Here is a 14,403-nt window from a genome sequence, read left to right as displayed (position 1 = left end):
GGGTCAGTGATGCCGGTGGCCAGCACATACAGAGCCACCCGGACGTTATATTCCTCCGCAATGCCCAGCTTGGAAAAGACCAGCTGCGGCACCGGGATGGTGTCACCCTTGAATTCTTTCAGTCGATGAGGGAGGAGATCATGGGGTCGGTGCGGCTGGCCGCTGCGATCTCGCTCCAGGTCATGGGGGCAGGGGCTGTGGGCTCCTCGCCCGGGGCGGCGTTCTCCTCGTACCGTTCCAGCAGACCCGCACCGGCCCAGAAGGACAGGGCACTCTCGGCGGTCATCTTGCTGCGGAGCTTTAAGTCAGCGCAGAGCTTCTCCGGGTCAGTGATGCCGGTGGCCAGCACATACAGAGCCACCCGGACGTTATATTCCTCCGCAATGCCCAGCTTGGAAAAGACCAGCTGCGGCACCGGGATGGTGTCACCCTTGAATTCTTTCAGTCGATAGATCATGGTGCACCTCAGTGTTGTGTCTCGGCATCCGGTTCCGGTGCGGGCGGTGTCCAGGGCTCGCAGTCCAAGATGGACGGGTGGGCGCTCCAGCGTTCCGGTTCGGCGTTGTAGGCATCGTTCAGATATTGGGCGACTGCGGTGCGGCCCTCTTCGGTCATCGGGAAAATCTCCCGCCGCCGCAGGGCCGGGTCGGTCTTGTCCAGCGTCCACGGCTCGGGCCAGAGATCTACCGTGAGGATGGCCTCTTCTTTTTTAGCCTCCTCGCCGCCGTCCGGGTCGGGGACGGAGCGCTTGCCCGGGGTGATGAGGTAGCGCATCCCGTCCTCGTTGCCGCTGAATGAGTTTTTGTTCTGCAGATAGTGCAGCATGGGCACAAAGATCATGTAGAATTCCTTCCATTGTAATAATCTATCTTTCATTATAAAGCAACTGGCGCAAAAAGCAAGTTTTTTCCGCCTGCCGCGTTCCGACAGAAAAAACTGTTGACAAAACCGCCGCACTTTGCTACACTAATGGAGCAGTCCTGCAGGGTTAGCTCATCCGGTAGAGCGACTGCTTCCCAAGCAGTAGGCGGCGGGTTCGAGTCCCGTATCCTGCTCCAGAAAATAGCGCTCCAACGTGTGGTAAAGAACATGTTGGGGCGTTTTGCATTTTGATGCACTTTTGGCGGGCGGCTTGTGCTTTGCCGGAAAATATGGTTCAATAGAGGAAAACAGACGGGAACGCACAGCGACCAAGAAAAAACGAGGTGGACACAATGAATCTGAAAGAAGCATTCCGCTATCAGAACAAGCTGCAGGCCCTTTTGGACGAGGCCCAGGGTATTCTGGACTGCGATTCCAATGTGACGAATGTGGCCAACACCTATCTGCGCCACAAGGCCATGGCAGAGGCTGAGGACGAGACGATCCTGGACCTGCCCCAGACCGAATATGCCCAGCAGATCACCGACATTGCCCGGTTCATGCTCTATCTGCTGGAGGAGAAGGGCCGCCTGTTCGCTGCCATCCGCAAGGCAAAGGATGCGCTGGACATGGATATGGACAGCGAGGTCAGTTTGAACGCTGCGCGGCAGAGCGTGGCGCGCACCTTCAAGCGAATGAACGACCTGCGCAGCTCCGAGCAGCTGCTTTCCGGCGGCGGCACCGGCTACCGTTTCAATGCAGAGGGCAACCAGATCGCCTACCGCTGTGATGTGAAGCGGGTGACCACCATCAACTATGACCGCAAGGTCATCCATGCTGCTTTGGGTAAGCTGAACCGGCAGGCGGACGAGACCTCCAACCGGATCGACCTGTGCCTTGTGACCTCCCGTGTGGACTATGCAGTTCCCTTTGATGTGAACGCCAGCTTTGCCGAAGCGTTTGAGACCTATCTGGAAAACGCCAAAGGGTGACACGCCGCCAACCGGCCATTTTGGGTGCGGCAAGCGCCGGGAACGCGGCTGCCGGTTCAGGTGCAGATGAACGATAACGCTGCACAGTTCCGCAAGGAAGTTTCGGTCCGGTTCACCTTACGAGCCAGCATCATTGAAAAAATCTTGCGTTCGGCTTTTCCGCCACCGCCAGACGTTTCTTCGCCGAAACCGTCCTTTGCCATTCCTCACATTCCTGCTACCGTGCTGACGTCTCCATGGGCAGGCAGGCAAGCCACCCTTTCTGAATTTGTCCCGCAGATTGCTGCGGGAGCATCTTTCCGCCTGCGGGGCGGATGCACTGCATCCCCCATTTTGCAGGCAGAGCAAATGGCAGAAGCTGCCCTGGATGCTTGCCGTATCCAAAATGGCCGGTGCAAAACCGGAGGGATAAGCGATGAAGTGCTGCAGCCCCGGCGGTAAAAAACTGCCGGGGCTGCAATTCTTGGAGGGAGTCGTTCGTATTCCAGACAAAGCAACTGAATTTAGACAAAGACGAGGTATGATCATGTCAACCAAACCGATTCGTTCCACTGCCGCAAATTGCATTGACCTGAGTGCAGCAGCGCTTCATATCATTGCCATGGCGCTGATGCTGATGGATCACCTGTGGGCGACCCTTCTGCCGGCGCAGGACTGGCTGACCTGTGCCGGGCGGCTGGCGTTCCCTATCTTTGCATTTATGACAGTGGAAGGCTACTTTCATACCCGAAATCTGAAGCGTTATGCCCTGAGGCTGCTGTTGTTTGCACTGCTTTCGGAAGTGCCCTTTGATCTGATGTATGGCGGGACATGGTTCTACCCGGTGCACCAGAACGTGATCTGGACGCTGCTGCTGGGGCTTCTGGGGGTGCATCTGATGGAAACGGTGCGCAAAAAGCAAAAGCTCTGGGTCTCGCTGCCGGTGTGCGCCGCAGTGGCAGCAGCGGGGGCGCTGCTGGGAACGCTGGGCATGACGGATTACTACGGTGCCGGTGTGCTGACCGTGTTCGCTTTTTACATTTTCCGTGGCCGGAAATGGTGGTGCCTGCTGGGACAGGTGCTGACCCTGTACTGGATCAACGTGGTGCTTCTGGGCGGGCTGATGTACCCCATCCGGCTGTTCGGCATGGAGTTTGAGCTGTGTCAGCAGGGGCTTGCACTGCTGGCGCTGGTGCCCATCTGGCTGTATCGCGGGCGGCAGGGCTGCCACAGCAAACCGTTCCAGTATGCCTGCTACGCCTTTTACCCGGTACACATGCTGCTGCTCGTGCTGGCGCTGAATTTCGTGAACCGATAAGAACGTAACTGTTCTCCCTGCGGGCTATGGGTGTCCGCAATCTGATGGGATCCCGGGGGGATCTATTCTGCACTTTCCTGAGTCTGCTCTGTGGGCTTGATGGTCTTGACCCGCAAGGTGAAATACAGAAGATGGCAGACCCACACCACTGCAATGCAGATCCTGCCGATGGGAGCATTTTTCATACAAAGAAAACCGATCGCCATGACAGCGGTGACCAGTGCAATGATCTTGCATTTTGTTTCTGCTGTCATGGCTTTTTTCTGAACAAAGCTGTCCAGATGCTTTTGTACCGTGGTATACTGAATGGAACACCCGCAGGAGGTAAAATACCCCATGAAAAAAGATAAATCGTTCCGCCCGGACCGGGTTCTCTCCTATTTCAGAGTGGAGTGGTTCCCGCTGCTCCTTGTGACCCTTTCGGGCCTTGTCTATAACATCGGTCTGCTGGCCGCGCCGTGGTTCGAGGGCCGGTTGGCCCAGTGCCTGGCGGATATCCTGGGCGGCAGTGAGGCCGCAGCCCAAATGGCGCTGCTGGTGCTGGCCTACATTGCGGTCACACTGCTGGTGCAGGCGGTGCGCTTCATCAAACGCTTTTATGTGCGCCGCTTCGCCAACAACATCAACCGCCGGATGAAGGGCATCCTGTACGCCAATCTGGTGCGGCAGAGCCGGGCAACGCTGGAAAAAGAGGGGGCCGGTGAGCTGATGACCAAGGCCATCGCCGATGTGGACGACTGCGTGGAGGGAATGCGCAAGTTCACCACGGAGGTGTTCGACACCGGTGTGGCGCTGGCGGGCTATGCGGTCATGCTGCTGGTGTACGACTGGCGGCTGGCGATCCTGGGCCTGCTTTTTACTCCCGTGTCCTATGTCTGCGCGGCAGGGATGAAAAAGCCGGTGCAGCGTGCCGGTGCGGCCTATAAAAAGGCCGCCGGTGCTCTGAGCAGTGCCACGCTGGACCGTGCCCGGAATGCCGTGACCTACCGCATCTACGGCTGCGAGGAGGCCCGGATGGAAAAATACGAGGAGGCCCTGAGCCTTTACGAAAAGACTGCCGTGCGGAACAACGTGTGGCAGTCCGCTCTGCCGCCGCTTTATCTGGCGGCATCCGAGGCAGGGACCCTCTTCATCCTGTGGTTCGGCGCAAAGAATGTGCTGGGCACCGGCTGGAGCAGCTGGGATATCGCCGCCTTCACCACCTTCCTCTCCTGTTTCACCAAGCTGGTGGTCAAATCCTCCAAGGTGGCCAAGCTCTTCAACGCGGTGCAAAAGGCAGAGGTCTCCTGGAAGCGCATCAGACCCCTGATGAAAACGCCCGAGCAGCTGGATGCCCTGCAGATCCCGGCGGCACAGGATGTGACGCTGAAAGAACTCGCCTTCTCCTATGGGGAGGAGCCTGTCTTTTCCGGCCTGAGCCTGACGGCCCACCCCGGCGATATCATCGGCATCACCGGCCCGGTCGCCTGCGGAAAATCCACCCTCGGCCGCGTATTCCTCTGCGAAGCGCCCTATCAAGGCTCGGTCTGCTTTGGCGGCAGGGAGCTTTCCACCCTGACCCCGCGCCAGATCGCCGCCACGGTCGGGTATCTTGGCCATGACCCGGAACTGAGCGCCGACACCGTGCAGAATAATGTCCTCTGCGGCAGCGAACAGGATGTCATGCCGTGGCTTGCAGCCGCTGCCCTGAAGGAGGAAGTGCTGGCCATGGAAAAGGGCACGGAGACGGTCATCGGCAGCGGCGGCATCCGCCTTTCCGGCGGGCAGGCACAGCGTCTGGCGTTGGCCCGGACGCTGGCCCATCCCCGCCCGGTGCTGGTGCTGGATGACCCCTTCTCGGCACTGGACCGCAGCACCGAGGACGCGATCTTTGCCGAGCTGCAGGCGTATGCCAGGGATAAAGTGGTGTTCCTGATCTCCCACCGGCTGTACCATTTTCCGCAGATGCAGCAGATCATCTTTATGGAGGGCGGCAGGACCACCGTTGGCACCCACGAGGAGCTGATGGCAGCGGTTCCGGTCTACCGCCAGCTGTACGAAAGCCAGACCGGCCTGAAAGGGGGAGAGGGCGCATGAAAAAGAAAAATTATCACGGCGTGTTTGCTGCCGTCCGGATGGCAGCGGCTTCGCACCGCCTTCTCACGGTGGGCACGGTGCTGTGTGTGGCGGCTTCGGTGGCGGCATCCCTGCTGCCGCCCCTGCTGCTGGCCCGGGTCATCGATCGTCTGACCGCTGGCCTCCCGCTGCCCTTTCTGGTCGTGCTGCTCTACTTCGGCAGCCTTGCACTGGAAGGCGTGCTCACCTCGGCGCAGGAAAGCCTGCTGGTGCTCTTTGGCCAGAGGATGACCCATGCCCTGCGCTCGGAGATGTCCCGGAAGCTGAGCCGCCTGCCCGCCGGTACACTGGCAGAGCAGAATCCCGGCGAGGTGGCCGCCCGCTTTTCGGGCGATGTGGACACGGTGGAAGCCCTGTTCACTTCCGGCATCATCAGCATGGCAGCAGATGCCTGCCGCATCGTCTCCATCATGGGGGTCATTGCGGTGAAAAACACCGGCCTTGCGCTGATCCTGCTGCTGGTGCTGCCGCTGTTTGCCGTGTTTACCCGTTACGTCCAGAAGCGGATGCTGGCCGCGCAGCTGGACAACCGCCGCGCGGTCGCCGCAGTCTCCGGGCAGGTGCCCGAGACCCTGCACAACATCCGCACCATCCGGGCGCTGGGGCTGGAGGACTACATGGAACGCCGGTATGACCGGTGTATTGGTGACAGCTATGCCGCCATGGAGCGCACCAATTTTTATGATGCCGTCTATTCGCCGGTGGTACTGCTGCTGAATGCCGCTGTGGTCGGCATCGTGATGCTGCTCTCCGCTTCGGGGAACGCGCAGCTCCTGACCCTGTTCGGCATGTCGGTGGGCACCTCGGTGGCCGTCATCAACTACATCTCCCGCATCTTTGCCCCAATCGAGAGCCTGGGCATGGAAATCCAGACCATCCAGTCGGCCATGGCGGGTGTCAGACGCATCGATGCCTTTCTCGACCAGCCGGAGCGCACGATCCCGCCCGCGCGCAGGGAGGCTGCCCGGGGCGATGTGGAATTTGTGCACGTCACCTTCGGCTATGGGGAGCGGCACGTTCTGAAGGATTTTTCCATGACCGTGAAACAGGGGGAGCAGGTCACGCTGGTGGGCCGCACCGGTGCGGGCAAGAGCACCGTGTTCAAGCTCCTGCTGGGCCTGTATCAGCCGGAGGCCGGTACGGTGACCATCGGCGGCGTGAAGGTGGGGGACATCACCGACCGGGAGCGCCGCACCTGCATCGGCTGTGTGGAACAGCATTTCTCCCGCGTGCCGGGCACCGTGCTGGAACAGATCACGCTGGGAGACCCGCAGATCACCGGGGAAATGGCAAGGGCTGCCGCCGCACTGGCCGGGATCGATGCTGCCATCCGGGCTCTGCCGGAGGGCTATGACACTGTCTGTACCGAGGGCATCTTCTCGCAGGGCGAGTGGCAGCTGCTGTCCATTGCCCGTGCCGCCGCCGCAGACCCCGCCGTGCTGCTGCTGGATGAGATCACCGCCAATCTGGATGCCGAAACGGAGGCCCGTGTGCTGGAGGCTCTGCGCCGCGCGTCTGCAGGCCGCACGGTGCTCTCTGTCTCCCACCGCGTCTATGAAAATCTTGGCGGCAGAACGATTGAGATCAGGACCCGGGAATGACGTATGATAAAAACGCCCCCTGTGCGCCGCAGCAGGCACACAGGGGGCGTTGTGGTATGCTCAATTCTTTTCGATGTAGACGCTGGTGGAGGGGAAGGCGAAGTCCACGCCGTCTGCCTGCATCACGTCCATGATGTTCAGGTTCAGATCATTCTGCTGCTGCAGGAAGGTGGCATAGACGTTGGTGGTCAGGTAGGCCGAGATGAGGATGTTGATGCTGGAATCGCCAAAGCTGGTCAGCCGGACGATGTTGGTGCCCTTGTTGGTGTAAGGGCTGTTGTCCAGCATGGCCTGCAGGTCAGCCATCAGCTTTTCCAGCTGGGCACGGGTAGTGCCGTAGGTGACACCCAGTGTGAACTTATAGGGCCGCATGGTGCGCAGGGCTGCGTTCTGGACAGTGGAGGCGCAGATCTGGCTGTTGGTGATAATGACCACGCTGTGGTCCATGGAGCGGATGCGGGTGGAGCGGAAGTTGATGTCGATGACCTCGCCCTCCACATTGCCCACGGTGATCCAGTCGCCGATGGAAAAGGGCTTGTCCAGCAGGATGACGATGCCGCTGAACAGGTTGCTGGCGCTTTCCTGCGCGGCCAGCGAGATGGTCAGGCCCACAAGACCGGCACCGGCTACGATGCTGCCGATGGGGAAGCCGACGATCTGCGCGCAGGTGGCAACACCCAGAATGATGACCAGCACCTTGTAGGTGGTGTCCAGCAGGGAGCGCAGGGTCTTGTTGTTCCGGATCTCCGGGCTGCAGGAGGCCAGCAGCAGGTCGGCTACCTCAGAAGCGTTGTACAGGCCCTGACAGAACAGGAGGGTCGCTGCGATCTTATAGGCCGTGAACAGAAACTTTGTCAGGCCTGGAATGGCCCACGGCAGGCTGGTCAGGGCCAGATACAGGCCGCTGTAAAAGGCCATCCGCGCCAAAGGGCTCTGTAAGCTGCGCAGGAGGATGGGCGTGGCGGCAAAGTGCCAGCTGCGGGCCTGCAGAGCGGGAAAAATCTTCCGGCGCAGCAGCCAGCCGACCAGAAGCCCCGCAAAAACGATGACAGCGGCGCAGACAGCCCGGGCAGCCAGCGCCCACCAGCCCTCCAGCAAAAAAGGCCCGATCTCGAACCCGAGGTCACGAACGGTAAAAATCATGGCAAAAAGCTCCTTGTATCAAAAAATGTAACATCCTGTCCCACAGTATACCATATCCGGCCCGTGCAGGGCAAATAAAAAAGGGGTTGACAAGGCGGAGCAGCCGCGTTATACTCTTGGCCAGAAAGTTCGTTTCAGGGCGGGGTGAGATTCCCCACTGGCGGTACAGCCCGCGACCACCCGCAAGGGTGCTGACCCGGTGAAACTCCGGGGCCAACGGTATAGTCCGGATGCAAGAAACGGCAGGCAATACGATTTGTCTACGCGCCCTGTTGCAGTGTTTGCTGCGGCAGGGCGCGTTTTTGATTGTCTTCCCGGTTCCGAACCACGCGAAAGGGGCTTTCCAATCTTTGATTTGGGGCCAGAACGCCCCGGGAGGATATTACCATGAAGAAAAACACGACCCGCAACCTGACCGTTGCCGCCATGCTCAGCGCGGTGGCCTTTATCCTGATGTTCATCGAGTTCCCGCTCCCGATGCTCATCCCGTCCTTCGTCAAGATGGACTTCTCCGACCTGCCCGCTCTGCTGGGTGCCTTTGCCCTTGGCCCGGTGTACGGCGTGATCATCAGCTTTATGAAGAACCTGCTCCATGTGGTCATCAAGGGCACCTCTACCGCACTGGTGGGTGAGCTGTGCAACTTCATGCTGGGTGCGGTGTTCTCCGCACTGGCCGGTTACCTCTACAAGCACCACAAGAGCCGCAAGAACGCCATCATCGGCGCAGTGGCCGGTGCCGTGGCCATGGCCCTGTTCAGTGTGCCGTCCAACTACTTCATCACCTACCCGGCCTACGTCAAGTTCTACCACATGCCGCTGGAAGCCATCCTGGGCATGTATCAGGCGATCCTGCCCTCTGCCAACAGCCTTATCAAGTGCCTGGTCATCTTCAATATGCCCTTCACTCTGGTCAAGGGCCTGCTGGATGCCCTGATCTGCATGTTGATCTATAAGCCGCTCTCTCCCATCCTGCATGGCCGGAAGTGAGTGACAAAACAAAAAAGAAAGGACGCGAGAGCGTCCTTTCTTTTTTGCTTTTATCGATTTGATTTAAGACAGCGCTCCCTTTTCCAGCCACTTGCCCCGGGCAAGGCGGATGAGGAACAGCAGGCCCCGGATGCTCAGTTCGCAGCACATGGCACCCCAAACGCCCATCAGGCCCAGCCGGGGAGCCAGCAGGAACGCCAGCGTCAGCCGGATGCACCACATACTGAATATGTTCAGCACAAAACAGGAGGTGCTGTCGCCCGCACCCTGCATGGCACCGCTGGCCACGATGGAGGCACCGAACATAGGCTCGGCCCAGGCTTCGATGCGCAAAACCTGAGCACCCAGAGCGATGACCGCCGCATCGGTGGTGAAAAGGCTCATCAGGGCGGGGGCAAAGATCCACAGGCCAACGCCGGAAAGGGCCATGACCCCCATGCCAAGGCCGGTGCACAGCCAGGCAAACCGCTTGGCCATATCCTTCCGGTTGGCACCCACGGCCTGGCCGATGAGGGTGACAGCTGCACTCTGGATGCCGTAGCCCGCCATGTAGCACAAGCCCTCGGCGTTGACAGCCAGGCTGTTGGCGGCAATGGCCACGGTACCCAGGCCGGCTACGATGCGCACCAACACCACCTGCGCCAGAGAGATGGCGGCACGTTCTCCCGCCAGAGGACCGCCGACCCACAGCAGGTTCCGCAGGCAGGAGCGGGTGATCTTCCAAGGGGCAGGCTTCCGGATGCAGAGGGGGCCTTTCCGCAGCAGCAGGATGGCCAAAGCCAACAGGCCGCCCACCACGGTGGCCAGGGCGGTGCCCAGGGCTGCGCCGGGCACACCCAGCCCGGCACCCCAGACGGTGATGCCCCACAGCGTCCGGGTGGGGTTGATGAGGAAGAAGTTGAAGATGGCATCCAGCACACAGACCAGCACGCTGATGAGGCTGGCGGTCAGGGCGTTGCCTGCTGCCCGGAGGATGGAGGCGTACATGCCCATGGCCATGGTGAAGGGCAGGGCCGCTGACCAGATGGCAAAGTAGGCGGAAGCGTTGGCCTGCAGGCTGACATCAGCGCCCAGCCATCCGGGCAGGTGCCCGCTGATACCAATGCCGAACGCCGCCGCCGCAAGGCCCGCCGCCAGGTTGAACAGCATAGCCTGCCGCAGCACGCCCCGGGCATCCTGCTGGCGGTCAGCACCCAGATACTGGGCGATCTGGATCGAAAAGGCATTGTACAGGCCCACCAGAATGCCGTGTAGCAGCCAGGTGCTGGAGCTGACGATGCCGATGGCGGCGGTGGCCTCGGCTCCGATGTGGCCCACCATGGCCGCATCGATGTACTCCATGGCCGTGACTACGATCTGCTCTAGGATGGACGGGATACTCAACATCAGCACCACCCCGGCAGTGTCCCGCAGGGGGATGGTCTCACCCTGCCGCATCCGGGCCGAAAGCCGTTCAAGTGAAAGTTTCATGTCTTCTCCTCTTTCTCCGATTTTCCTGTGAGACAAAAAAATACCCTCGAAAGGGCGTTTGTCTTCCCATTATAGACAGGGGGGCGAAAAATGTCAACCCATCTACCCCCGGGGTAGACCTTGCCCCGGAGATTGATTTTTTGGCCCGGGCGTGATACACTTCATTTGTATCCAGCAGTGAAAGAACAGGAACGGCCTCTGCCGCTCCGGGAAAGAGGAAAAAAACTATGCTTCAACTGCTTTCTGGCAACCCGCGCACCGTGGATGCGCTGGGCTTTCTGCTTGCATTTGCGCTGACCGCGCTGATGGACTCGGTGTTCCACGATAAGCTCCCCCACGACCATGGCCGCGCGTTTGCCGTGAACGGCGAACTCTCCAAGGGCAAGGCCCGGGGCTCCGGCCTCATCTTTGTGCTCTGCATCGCACTGGTCACGCTGGCCGTGGTGCCCTTTAAGGCAGAGTATGTCATCTACACCGTCCTGCTCATTGCGTCCATGCTCTCCGGCTATTTTGACGATGCCGCCGAGACTGCCTGGAACGAGTACAAAAAGGGCCTGATCGACCTGGTCATCGCCGTTGTGGCGGGCGTGACCTACCTGAACTTCAACGGCACGGAGGTCAACTTCCTGAGCTGGAGCTTCAGCCTGCCCTATGCCGTCTACCTCATCCTGATCATCGTCCTGATCTGGGCCAGCATCAATGTGGTCAACTGCACCGATGGCGTGGACGGCCTTTCCGCCAGCCTTGCCGTGGTCAGCATCGGAACCTTCCTGCTGGCCTACTGGGAGGAGCTGGGGGATTACGCCACCGCAGGCATCGTGTTCATTGGTGCCCTGCTGGCCTACCTGTGGCAGAACGCCAAGCCTTCCACCCTGCTGATGGGTGATGCGGGCAGCCGCGCCATGGGCTTCTTCCTGGCTGTTCTGGCCCTCAAGAGCAGCCATCCCTTCGCCTTTCTGCTGGCCGCGCTGGTGTTCATCGTGGACGGCAGCCTGGGCATCCTGAAGATCAGCTTCAAGCGGTTTTTGCACATCTCCATCCTCAAGAACACCCTGACCCCGCTGCACGACCATGTGCGCAAGCGTCTGGGCTGGAGTGATGAGCAGGTCGTGGCCCGCTGGCTCATCCTGCAGGCTGTGGCATCCGCCTGGCTGCTGCTGTTGGTGCGGTAAAACACAAAAAAGAAATGCAGCGCCCGCACAGGAAAGCTCCTGCGCGGGCGTTTTGCTGTTCTGGTCCGGGAGGAAAGTTCCAGCTTCCGGTACAGCGTTTCCAGACAGGCTGGGTCACAAATTTCCTGCATGAGTTCACTTCATTTCTTTTATTTCATTGTGCCATGTGTCACAAACAAATGCAAGCAAAACCTTTATAATAGGGACGAAAGTGGAGGAAAAACCAATGGATTCTATTTTTGATCTCGATCATCTGTACCGCACCTATTTCAAGATGGCGCTGCCCTCGGTGTTCGGCCTGATGGTGAGCGTGGTGTATAACCTTGCCGATACCTTTTTCATTGCGCAGTCCAACAATACGGCGCTGATTGCGGGTGTTTCGCTCTGTGCGCCGGTGTTCACGGCCCTCATGGCCTTCGGCAACATCTACGGCCAGGGCGGCAGCTCACTCATTTCCCGCCTGCTGGGACAGGACGACCGTGAGGGCACCGGCCGGGTCAGCTCGTTCTGCTTCTATGTGGCCCTGACCACGGGCGTGGTGCTGGCGGCCCTGATGATGCTGTTCCGCGTCCCGCTGCTGGGCATTCTGGGTGCGACTGCTGAGACGATGCCGCACGCACAGGCCTATTACACCGTGCTGGCCATTGGTGCCCCGGCCACGGTGCTGAACTTTATCCATTCCAACCTCGTCCGCTGTGAGGGCATGGCAACCCAGTCCATGATCGGCAGCATCGGCGGCACGGTCATCAATATCATCCTCGATCCCATCCTCATCACCACAGTGGGCTGGGGCGCAAGGGGTGCGGCCATTGCCACCATTGTGGGCTACCTGTGCAGCGACCTGTACTTCCTGTGGCTGCTCCACAAAAAGAGCCGCTGCCTATCTGTCAAGCTGTCCCAGTGCCACGTCACGGGCAGGGAGCTGCAGCAGATTTTGGGCGTGGGTGTTACTGCCGCGCTGAGCAACCTGATGCAGAGCCTGACTGTCATTGTGATGAACCAGTTCCTCTTGCCCTACGGCAACGACAAAATTGCCGCCATGGGCATTGCCAGCAAGGTGAGCATGATCGCCCAGCTGGTGCTGGTGGGCTTCTCGTTCGGCGGCATCCCACTGTTCGGTTACCTGTACGGCGCAAAAAAGCGGGACGTGATGCGCAAGCTCATCCGCTTCTGTCTGACCTTCCTCGTCTCCATCGCCGTGGTGCTGTCCCTCATCCTCTGCCTGAATTCCGGTGCGCTGATGCAGCTCTTCGTGCAGGATGCCGGGATGATCGCCACTGGTGCGCAGATGCTCCGCTGGCAGGTCTATACCGCAGCCTTTGGCGGCGTGGTGCTCCTGCTCACGGTGCTGTTCCAGGCAACTGGTAAAATCGTACCGTCCTTCCTGCTCTCCATCAGCCGTCAGGGCGTGGTGTTTCTGTTGGCACTGGTGGTCTGCGTACATCTGTTCCAGTATCAGGGCGTGCTGATGGCTCAGGCTGTGGCCGACATCCTGAGCGCTGCGCTGGCCCTTGGCCTGCTGGCGGTCAGCCGCGATATCATTGCAAAACAGTAAACACAAAAACGCCCGGAGGGCCGCTGAGAACTGCGACTTTCCGGGCGTTTTTCAGTATTCGATGCCTTTGCGCGCCTTGATGCCCTTCTGGTAGGGGTGGCGGCGGCATTTCATTTCGGTGGAGTAGTCGGCGGCATCCAGCATCCACTGCGGGGCCTTGTGGGCGGTCAGCACGCATTCCTGCGCGGCGGGACGCTCCAGAACGGCCCGCCGGAGCAGGTCTTTGTCCACCATGTCCAGCTCCCAGGCCGAACCGGCCTCATCTAAAATAAGCAGGTCGGCAGGCTCGTCCAGTGCGGCGGTCAGGTTTTCGTTCTGCACGGCCCGGGCAGCGGCCTTTTCCGCTTCGTTCATCTGGAACACGAACTTCTGCCCGCCCTTGCCCCGGAAAATTTTTGCCCCCAGCTGGGCCAGCAGAGGGATCTCGCCGCTCTGCCCGCCCTTGAGGAACTGCACGATGACAACCCGTTTGCCGCTGCCCAGTGCGCGGAGGGCAAGGCCCATGGCGGCGGTGGTCTTCCCCTTGCCGTCGCCCCAGTAAAGATGCAGCAGGCCCTGTTCCATCATCCGTTCTCCTTTGTGTACTGCACGGTCTCCACCAGGTGCAGGATGTGCTGCTCCGGCCAGTCCCGGGCATCCAGCACATAGCCGCCCGCGTTGGGGCCGCACCAGTCGTGAAAGCTGCGGCGGGGCACGCCAAACCGCTCCAGTGCAGCCATCTGGGTGCCGCCATGGGCCACGATGACCAGCCGCTCCTGCCCTTCGGCAAGGGCCTTGTCAATGAGGTCAGCCAGCGTTTTGCACACCCTGTTGCAGAAATCGCTCCTGCGCTCCCCGTCCGGGTGGGCGGCGTGCTCGTTTTCCTGCACCCATGCCAGATATTCCGGGTCCTGCTCCACTTGCACGAAGGTCTGGCCCTCGAACCGGCCGAAGTTCATCTCCTTCAGCCCGTCCACCGGAATGAGCTTTGCCCCGGGAAAGAACACCCGCGCCGTCTGGGCGGTGCGCTGCAGCGGGGTGACATAGACCACCTCCGGTGCAAAATCTGCCTGCCGCAGCTGGGCGATGCCCGCGGCGGAAAGGGGGATGTCCCGCTGGCCCTGATATCGTTTTTGCGCGTTGTACTCCGTCTGGCCGTGACGCAGCAGATAAATGAGCATAATCGTTCTCCTTTTTGGTTTGTTCTGCACCATTATAGCCTATTTTGCGG

General features: G+C 60.2%; 15 protein-coding genes, 1 tRNA gene and 1 riboswitch. Of the genes, 8 read left to right on the top strand and 8 right to left on the bottom strand.

Annotation, left to right across the window (positions count from 1 at the left end; genetic code table 11):
- Window positions 1-118: 118 nt before the first annotated feature.
- Both J3351_RS10450 and J3351_RS10445 read right to left on the bottom strand, forming a co-directional pair.
- Window positions 119-457 carry a hypothetical protein gene (locus J3351_RS10450; RefSeq protein WP_242699386.1) on the bottom strand — a complete coding sequence of 113 codons (339 nt, stop codon included), beginning with the start codon at window positions 455-457 and terminating at the stop codon, window positions 119-121.
- 8 nt (window positions 458-465) lie between these two features.
- Window positions 466-840 (bottom strand): hypothetical protein, encoded by a 375-nt coding sequence (locus J3351_RS10445; protein ID WP_097770564.1) that lies wholly within the window; start codon window positions 838-840, stop codon window positions 466-468.
- Between the two features lie 142 nt (window positions 841-982).
- Here J3351_RS10445 and J3351_RS10440 point away from each other — a divergent pair.
- Window positions 983-1,058 (top strand) — tRNA-Gly (locus tag J3351_RS10440).
- Between the two features lie 156 nt (window positions 1,059-1,214).
- On the top strand, window positions 1,215-1,853 hold the full coding sequence (locus tag J3351_RS10435; RefSeq protein WP_207697702.1) for a hypothetical protein: 639 nt from the start codon (window positions 1,215-1,217) through the stop codon (window positions 1,851-1,853).
- A 56-nt stretch (window positions 1,854-1,909) separates the two neighbouring features.
- On the opposite strand, the gene J3351_RS10430 is transcribed toward J3351_RS10435, so the two are convergent.
- Window positions 1,910-2,056, bottom strand: coding sequence for a hypothetical protein (locus J3351_RS10430; RefSeq protein ID WP_207684111.1), 147 nt, complete (start codon window positions 2,054-2,056; stop codon window positions 1,910-1,912).
- A 323-nt stretch (window positions 2,057-2,379) separates the two neighbouring features.
- Here J3351_RS10430 and J3351_RS10425 point away from each other — a divergent pair, with 323 nt between their 5' ends.
- A complete protein-coding gene (locus tag J3351_RS10425; RefSeq protein WP_197036505.1) occupies window positions 2,380-3,150 on the top strand; it encodes a TraX family protein in 771 nt (256 codons plus the stop codon).
- A 62-nt stretch (window positions 3,151-3,212) separates the two neighbouring features.
- Here J3351_RS10425 and J3351_RS10420 read toward each other — a convergent pair whose 3' ends face one another.
- Window positions 3,213-3,488: a DUF454 family protein gene (locus tag J3351_RS10420; protein ID WP_207697701.1), complete on the bottom strand. Its 276-nt coding sequence runs from the start codon at window positions 3,486-3,488 to the stop codon at window positions 3,213-3,215.
- Here J3351_RS10420 and J3351_RS10415 point away from each other — a divergent pair.
- Together J3351_RS10415 and J3351_RS10410 are read left to right on the top strand one after the other, a co-directional pair.
- Window positions 3,487-5,226 (top strand): ABC transporter ATP-binding protein, encoded by a 1,740-nt coding sequence (locus J3351_RS10415; RefSeq protein WP_207697700.1) that lies wholly within the window; start codon window positions 3,487-3,489, stop codon window positions 5,224-5,226. The genes J3351_RS10420 and J3351_RS10415 overlap by 2 nt on opposite strands.
- Window positions 5,223-6,866 (top strand): ABC transporter ATP-binding protein, encoded by a 1,644-nt coding sequence (locus tag J3351_RS10410; RefSeq protein ID WP_207697699.1) that lies wholly within the window; start codon window positions 5,223-5,225, stop codon window positions 6,864-6,866. The genes J3351_RS10415 and J3351_RS10410 overlap by 4 nt, the downstream gene beginning before the upstream one ends.
- Window positions 6,867-6,926: 60 nt before the next feature.
- Here the strand turns inward: J3351_RS10410 and J3351_RS10405 are convergent, their stop codons facing one another.
- Complete coding sequence (locus J3351_RS10405) at window positions 6,927-8,009, bottom strand: mechanosensitive ion channel family protein (RefSeq protein ID WP_207697698.1); 1,083 nt, start codon at window positions 8,007-8,009, stop codon at window positions 6,927-6,929.
- 126 nt (window positions 8,010-8,135) lie between these two features.
- A riboswitch (FMN riboswitch) is annotated at window positions 8,136-8,255 on the top strand.
- Between the two features lie 141 nt (window positions 8,256-8,396).
- Between J3351_RS10405 and J3351_RS10400 the strand changes: the two genes are divergently transcribed.
- On the top strand, window positions 8,397-8,996 hold the full coding sequence (locus J3351_RS10400; RefSeq protein ID WP_097770557.1) for an ECF transporter S component: 600 nt from the start codon (window positions 8,397-8,399) through the stop codon (window positions 8,994-8,996).
- A gap of 63 nt (window positions 8,997-9,059) precedes the next feature.
- Here J3351_RS10400 and J3351_RS10395 read toward each other — a convergent pair whose 3' ends face one another.
- Complete coding sequence (locus J3351_RS10395) at window positions 9,060-10,466, bottom strand: MATE family efflux transporter (RefSeq protein ID WP_207697697.1); 1,407 nt, start codon at window positions 10,464-10,466, stop codon at window positions 9,060-9,062.
- A gap of 227 nt (window positions 10,467-10,693) precedes the next feature.
- Between J3351_RS10395 and J3351_RS10390 the strand changes: the two genes are divergently transcribed.
- The gene (locus J3351_RS10390; protein WP_005931988.1) at window positions 10,694-11,638 is read left to right on the top strand and encodes a phospho-N-acetylmuramoyl-pentapeptide-transferase; all 945 of its coding nucleotides are present in this window, start codon (window positions 10,694-10,696) and stop codon (window positions 11,636-11,638) included.
- 226 nt (window positions 11,639-11,864) lie between these two features.
- Window positions 11,865-13,193, top strand: coding sequence for an MATE family efflux transporter (locus J3351_RS10385; protein ID WP_207697696.1), 1,329 nt, complete (start codon window positions 11,865-11,867; stop codon window positions 13,191-13,193).
- A gap of 51 nt (window positions 13,194-13,244) precedes the next feature.
- Here the strand turns inward: J3351_RS10385 and J3351_RS10380 are convergent, their stop codons facing one another.
- Both J3351_RS10380 and J3351_RS10375 read right to left on the bottom strand, forming a co-directional pair.
- Window positions 13,245-13,760, bottom strand: a complete 516-nt coding sequence (locus tag J3351_RS10380; protein WP_156060857.1) for a cob(I)yrinic acid a,c-diamide adenosyltransferase — start codon at window positions 13,758-13,760, stop codon at window positions 13,245-13,247.
- On the bottom strand, window positions 13,757-14,353 hold the full coding sequence (locus J3351_RS10375; RefSeq protein ID WP_035393775.1) for a histidine phosphatase family protein: 597 nt from the start codon (window positions 14,351-14,353) through the stop codon (window positions 13,757-13,759). The genes J3351_RS10380 and J3351_RS10375 overlap by 4 nt, the downstream gene beginning before the upstream one ends.
- Window positions 14,354-14,403: the final 50 nt, after the last annotated feature.

The sequence above is a fragment of the Faecalibacterium sp. Marseille-Q0746 genome (genome assembly GCF_017377595.1).
Taxonomy (GTDB): Bacteria; Bacillota; Clostridia; order Oscillospirales; family Ruminococcaceae; genus Faecalibacterium; species Faecalibacterium duncaniae.
The sequence above is the reverse complement of the archived record's forward strand: the minus strand, read 5'-3'. Positions and strand labels throughout refer to the sequence as shown.

What these genes read in the sequence shown, in the direction of transcription:
- J3351_RS10425 (WP_197036505.1), top strand. Translation starts at nt 2,380, where the DNA reads ATGTCAACCAAACCGATTCGTTCCACTGCCGCAAATTGCATTGACCTG.
- J3351_RS10405 (WP_207697698.1), bottom strand. Translation starts at nt 8,009, where the DNA reads ATGATTTTTACCGTTCGTGACCTCGGGTTCGAGATCGGGCCTTTTTTG.
- J3351_RS10420 (WP_207697701.1), bottom strand. Translation starts at nt 3,488, where the DNA reads ATGGGGTATTTTACCTCCTGCGGGTGTTCCATTCAGTATACCACGGTA.
- J3351_RS10450 (WP_242699386.1), bottom strand. Translation starts at nt 457, where the DNA reads ATGATCTATCGACTGAAAGAATTCAAGGGTGACACCATCCCGGTGCCG.
- J3351_RS10395 (WP_207697697.1), bottom strand. Translation starts at nt 10,466, where the DNA reads ATGAAACTTTCACTTGAACGGCTTTCGGCCCGGATGCGGCAGGGTGAG.
- J3351_RS10375 (WP_035393775.1), bottom strand. Translation starts at nt 14,353, where the DNA reads ATGCTCATTTATCTGCTGCGTCACGGCCAGACGGAGTACAACGCGCAA.
- J3351_RS10400 (WP_097770557.1), top strand. Translation starts at nt 8,397, where the DNA reads ATGAAGAAAAACACGACCCGCAACCTGACCGTTGCCGCCATGCTCAGC.
- J3351_RS10445 (WP_097770564.1), bottom strand. Translation starts at nt 840, where the DNA reads ATGATCTTTGTGCCCATGCTGCACTATCTGCAGAACAAAAACTCATTC.
- J3351_RS10385 (WP_207697696.1), top strand. Translation starts at nt 11,865, where the DNA reads ATGGATTCTATTTTTGATCTCGATCATCTGTACCGCACCTATTTCAAG.
- J3351_RS10410 (WP_207697699.1), top strand. Translation starts at nt 5,223, where the DNA reads ATGAAAAAGAAAAATTATCACGGCGTGTTTGCTGCCGTCCGGATGGCA.
- J3351_RS10415 (WP_207697700.1), top strand. Translation starts at nt 3,487, where the DNA reads ATGAAAAAAGATAAATCGTTCCGCCCGGACCGGGTTCTCTCCTATTTC.
- J3351_RS10430 (WP_207684111.1), bottom strand. Translation starts at nt 2,056, where the DNA reads ATGGCAAAGGACGGTTTCGGCGAAGAAACGTCTGGCGGTGGCGGAAAA.
- J3351_RS10390 (WP_005931988.1), top strand. Translation starts at nt 10,694, where the DNA reads ATGCTTCAACTGCTTTCTGGCAACCCGCGCACCGTGGATGCGCTGGGC.
- J3351_RS10435 (WP_207697702.1), top strand. Translation starts at nt 1,215, where the DNA reads ATGAATCTGAAAGAAGCATTCCGCTATCAGAACAAGCTGCAGGCCCTT.
- J3351_RS10380 (WP_156060857.1), bottom strand. Translation starts at nt 13,760, where the DNA reads ATGATGGAACAGGGCCTGCTGCATCTTTACTGGGGCGACGGCAAGGGG.